Annotated in this window: 4 protein-coding genes; 2 read left to right on the top strand and 2 right to left on the bottom strand. The window is 66.0% G+C overall.

Annotated elements, in window-relative coordinates; genetic code table 11:
* Positions 1-14: 14 nt before the first annotated feature.
* A complete protein-coding gene (locus tag MOV75_RS27375; RefSeq protein WP_247006922.1) occupies positions 15-683 on the top strand; it encodes an adenosylcobinamide-GDP ribazoletransferase in 669 nt (222 codons plus the stop codon).
* Between the two features lie 4 nt (positions 684-687).
* Complete coding sequence (gene bluB / locus MOV75_RS27370) at positions 688-1320, top strand: 5,6-dimethylbenzimidazole synthase (protein ID WP_246930968.1); 633 nt, start codon at positions 688-690, stop codon at positions 1318-1320.
* 119 nt (positions 1321-1439) lie between these two features.
* Here bluB and MOV75_RS27365 read toward each other — a convergent pair whose 3' ends face one another.
* Both MOV75_RS27365 and MOV75_RS27360 read right to left on the bottom strand, forming a co-directional pair.
* Positions 1440-3128 (bottom strand): ShlB/FhaC/HecB family hemolysin secretion/activation protein, encoded by a 1689-nt coding sequence (locus MOV75_RS27365; RefSeq protein WP_247006920.1) that lies wholly within the window; start codon positions 3126-3128, stop codon positions 1440-1442.
* An 11-nt stretch (positions 3129-3139) separates the two neighbouring features.
* On the bottom strand, positions 3140-4914 hold a 1775-nt coding region (locus MOV75_RS27360; protein WP_369010469.1), incomplete at its 5' end, for a beta strand repeat-containing protein.

The following is a 4914-nucleotide window of genomic DNA, read 5'->3' as shown; positions in this document are numbered from 1 at the left end:
ATCGCGCCGCCACCTTGCACAAGAGCGACCGCCTGCCGCCGCCGAACGAATCCACCGCGTCCCGCAACATCGTGCGCGTCTCCACGGTTGCCCGCGTCGGCAACCGCGACGTGATGCGGGTGCGTCCGTTCGTGCGGATCGCCGGCAATCTGTCGATGACGACGAGCGATCTGTCGGCGAAGATTCCACCGTTCAACGCCCAGCGCCTGCTCACCGATGTCGGCTCCGATCCGAAGACGGCAGCGGAAGATCCGAACAATCCGGAAGCCGTCGAGCCCGACGCGGAAGTCTCCTTCGTCACCAAGGACCTGTCGCCGGTGCTGCCGAAGGCCAAGATTTCGGCGGTGGTGGCGCTCGACGACATCCTGATGCGGGTGCGCGACGCCGCCAATTGGCGCGGCAACGGCGGGGTGCGCTACGCCTCGCTCGCCAATGCCGCCGCCGACATCTCCGGCGCGACCGGCCCCTCCGACATCAGAACCGCCTACGCCGCCGAAGCCTCGCCGTCCGATCCCTATGCCGGCTTCGAGACGCGCGTGGTACCGGAAAACGTCATCCTGATGCTGGCGCGGCTCGCCATCCGTCAGATCGGCGGACAGACCGGCGATATCCTCGGCGCGTTCGAGCAGCTAGGTGAGATCCTGATCCTGCTGGTTGCGGCCGCCTTCCAGATGGGGCGCTAGCTTCATGGTCGAGTTCGACGACACCTTCCGCCAGCATTTGCGCGAGCTGTTCGTGTGGCGGCGCGACGTGCGCCGCTTCCGAGCCGAAGCGCTGCCGGACGGCGCCATCGACCGCCTGATCGAGACCGCTTGCCTGTCGCCCTCGGTCGGCCTCAGCCAGCCCTGGCGCTTCGTCATCGTCGACGATGCCGCATGCCGCCGCGCCGTGGCCGAGGACTTCAAGGCGTGCAATGCCGAAGCTTTGGGTTCTTATGCCGGCGAACGCGCGGCGCGCTACGCCACGCTGAAACTGTCGGGCCTCGAGCAAGCTCCCGGCCACCTCGCCGTGTTCGCCGACAAGGCCAGCGACATCGGTCACGGCCTCGGCCGCGCCACCATGCCGGAGACCACGGAATATTCCGTGGTCGCCGCGATCACCGCGATGTGGCTCGCCGCGCGCGCTGAGAGCATCGGCATCGGCTGGGTGTCGATTCTCAATCCGGATCGTATCCACGCCATTCTCGACGTGCCTCTTAGCTGGAAGTTCATCGCCTATCTCTGTATCGGCTATCCGGAAATCGAATGCGACCGGCCCGAGCTGGAGCAGGCGAAATGGGAGCACCGGCGCGGGGGGGCGGAGTTCACGCTGCGGCGGTAGCAAGAGGGCCATCCGCCGTCGTTGCGAGCGCAGCGGAATGTATCCGCGGAAAGACCCTGGATTGCTTCGTCGCAAGAGCTCCTCGCAACGACGACGGTGAGATCGGAGCAGCCCGCCCGCTACGACTTGCTCCTGCCGGCCACCGCGGCGAGAGGCGCAGGCGGCTCGGGCTTCTGGAACATCAACAGCGGCCGGAAGATGACGCGGCCATAGGCCTCGTAATGGTTCTGGGTCGACACCGCCATCTTCAGCGGCGTCGCGTAATTTGCCTCGAACGTCATGAATGACGCGTAAGTCCAGGAGAAGCCGACGCCGACGGACGCCATTTCGGTGATGCCGGGGAAGGTCGAGTACACCGCACCCCAGTCGGTGAAGATGTAGGTGTCGAAACCCCTGAGCCATTGCGACCAGTTGTAGTGCAGCTCGGCGTTGAAATAATAGCCGCTGTCGCCGGACGCCGCGTTGGAGGGATAACCACGCACGGTGGTGGGACCGCCGATCGAGAAGATCTGATCGCCCGGCAGCAGCTTCTCCTGCGTGTACTGCCAGCTCGCCAGCACATTGGCGCTGAAGTTCTGGGGCCCCGCGGCGCTGGTCGCGATCAGCGAGCCGGTATAGGTGTTGAACGCCCGGTTATTGCCGAGCACGTAGTCGTGCCACGCGATATAATTCACCGCCGGCGAGACCGTGATCGAGTAGGTGTTGCCGGACTTGGTCACCGAGACGCCCGCCGTGGTCTTGTCGTAGTGATCGTCGGTGACGGCGACCGTGGCGAAGCGGCTGACCGTCTTGCCCTCGGTCAAGGCGGCGTTGAGCAGCACCAGCCAGTCCTGTGTCACCCAGACCGGCTGGCTGAAATTGACCGCGGCCTGGCTCGATCGACCGGTGACGTCGAGCGCGACGAACGGCCCCTGGATGATCTTGATCTTGCCTTCGGTATAGCTGACGCCGGCGCGCCCGCCCCAGGGATTGACCGGGATGCTGTAGGCGACGTTGCCGTTGAGATTGCCGTCGGAACGGACGCCGTAGAAGGTCAGGCGGTCGTCGACGCCGAACAGGCCGTGGCGCTTGTAGAAGGCCCCGCCCTCCCAACGCCCGGTGTTCTCCGCGCCCTGGTTGTCGGTGAAGAGCTGCAAGGTGTCGACCGGCGGCTCGATCACCGCGAATTGCAGGTCGGTGAGGCCGAAGCTCGTGCCCGGCTGCAGCAGCGCCTTGATCTGCACGTCGTTGGTGCGGTTGAACCAGATCACGTCGCGGTTGAGCTTGGGAACGTCGAGGACCTCGCCTTCGGGCTCCTTCACGCGATCGAGGATATAGTCGGTGCGGGTCTGCTTGTTGCCCTCGACCGTCGTCTTCTGCAGCCGGCCTTCGGTCAGCTTGACCCGGACGATTCCGCCCTTGGCGTCCTGCTCGGGCAGCGTCGCGATGCCCGTGACGATGCCGCGCGCGGCATAGACGGCATTGATGTCGGCGACGAGCTGCAACAGCGAGGCGATGTCGACGTCCTTGCCGACATACTTCTTCGCGATCTCATCCAACTCAGCCGGCGTGATGAACTTGGACTCGTCGAACGTGACCTTGCGCAGGCGGAATTTCGGCCCGCCCGGCTTCAGGAGCTGAGCCTTTTCGCGCTCTCCGCCGATCACCGCGGGCCCTGTGAGCTTGGGCGGCGCGCTCTGCTGCTCGAGCTGGCGGCGCTGCCGGTCGACGTCGTTCTGGATCACGCCGGGATTGATCGACTGGGCGCGCGCGGAGGCGATGCAGGACGCTGCCAGCCCGACCGCCAATGCTGCCCCCCGAATCCGCATCCCGAATCCAATTACCATGCCTCTGCGAGACGGCCAATCGCCGGCTTCGCCGTCTCGATCGCCGCGTCCTTCCAGCCCGTACGTCCCGCACGCTGCCCCTTCTGGCGCAGCTTGCGCATGTCGCTGAGGCCTTCGATGTTGACGGCGGGACCGGAGCCGATGGCCTCGACCGGCCGCGGCGTCAGCAGCGCGTCGAGCCGTGCCTGGCCGGAGAGGCCGAGGAGGTAGAACGTTCCCCCGTCCTTCTTCGCGAGCCAGGACTCGATACTCTCCTTGCCCTCGCCGTCGACCGAGATGTTGCGCATCATGCTAGCGCCGGTGAAGGCGTTGCAGCAGGTGTGGCTCGGCCCGTAATTGGTGACGGTCGCGGAGACATCGCCGGTATAGAACACCACATAGGCGTTGCTGACATTGGCGTTGCCGACCTGGCTCATGGTGAACTCGCCGCCCGGCTGATAGAGCTGGAGCGACGGCCAGCTGGACGGCGCCGGCGTGCGGTTGTTGAGCAGCACCTGCTGGTGGGCTGTAGTGAGCATGAGCTGACCCGGCACATAGCCGTTCAGGATCGTCACGGCAGGCGCATCCGTCCAGAAGGTCGCGTCCACCACCCTGAACTGATTGACGATGATGCTGTCCGGATCGATCGAGATGTTGGCGGACTTCGCCACGCCGCCATTGTAGCCGGTGATGTTCAGGATCAGCGGGATTGCCGGGTTCGACCGGATCTGCTCGCCCTTGACGTTGATCGTATCGGCCGCGAGATCGAGCTCCCGCACGACGCTGACCCAGTTGATCGTCAGGTCGCCCGACGAAGTCATCTTCACGACGTTGCCGCTGACCCGGTCGAACGAGACTGATCCGGCCACCTCGAAATGCGTATCGCCGTTGGCGGAGATCGATCCGCCGCGGAGCGAGCCGGCGTCGGACTTGACGTCGAGGCCGCCGGCATCGCCCGGGATCCCCGTCGTGGTGAGCTGGCTGAAGACGATGTCGTTCACGGCATGCAGGGTCTGCGTACCGCCGCTGCTGGCGGTGCCGACGGTGATCCCGCCTGCCGTCGCGGTGACGTCGAGCGTGCCGCCGGCGATGAGATTATCCCAATGAACGACCGTGCCGCTCAGGACTGCGTTGCCGGTCGAGGCCGTGAGGTTATGACCGGTGTTGGTGCCTGCGGCGAGCAACTTTGCGGAGCCGTGGGCCGAGACCGAGCCGAGTGTCGGCACGCCGCCTGACGTCACCGTCTGCGCCAGGATGAAGCCGTTGTCGGCGGTGACGTTGATGCTGCCGGCATCGCCGTTGACGCCCGTCGTGGTCAGCGCGTTGAAGATGACGTTGTCGCGGGCGCGAATGGTCTGCGTGCCGCCGCTCTGCGCGGTCTGCAGGTTGATGCTGCCCTGCCCCGCGGTCACGCCCAGCGTCGTGCCGACATTGAGGGCGTTCCAGTTGATCGGGCCGCCGTTGGCGGTCAGCAGGCCGGAGCCTGTGGTGGCGGCGAGCGTGTTGCCGGTGATGGTCGTGGCCGCCAGCAGCGTCGCCGAGCCATGGGCCGAGACCGAGCCCAGCGTGGTCACGCCGCCTGATGTCACCGTCTGCGCCAGGATGAAGCCGTTGTCGGCGGTGACGTTGATGCTGCCGGCATCACCGTTGACGCCCGTCGTGGTCAGCGCGTTGAAAGTGACGTTGTCGCGGGCGCGAATGGTCTGCGTGCCGCCGCTCTGCGCGGTCTGCAGGTTGATGCTGCCCTGCCCCGCGGTCACGCCCAGCGTCGTGCCGACATTGAGGGCGT

Source organism: Bradyrhizobium sp. PRIMUS42 (genome assembly GCF_023006515.1).
GTDB lineage: Bacteria > Pseudomonadota > Alphaproteobacteria > Rhizobiales > Xanthobacteraceae > Bradyrhizobium.
This window is presented reverse-complemented; position numbering and strand designations above follow the sequence as displayed.

Excerpts from the sequence above, each read along its gene's own strand:
- bluB (WP_246930968.1), top strand. The coding sequence starts at position 688 with ATGGTCGAGTTCGACGACACCTTCCGCCAGCATTTGCGCGAGCTGTTC.
- MOV75_RS27365 (WP_247006920.1), bottom strand. The coding sequence starts at position 3,128 with ATGCGGATTCGGGGGGCAGCATTGGCGGTCGGGCTGGCAGCGTCCTGC.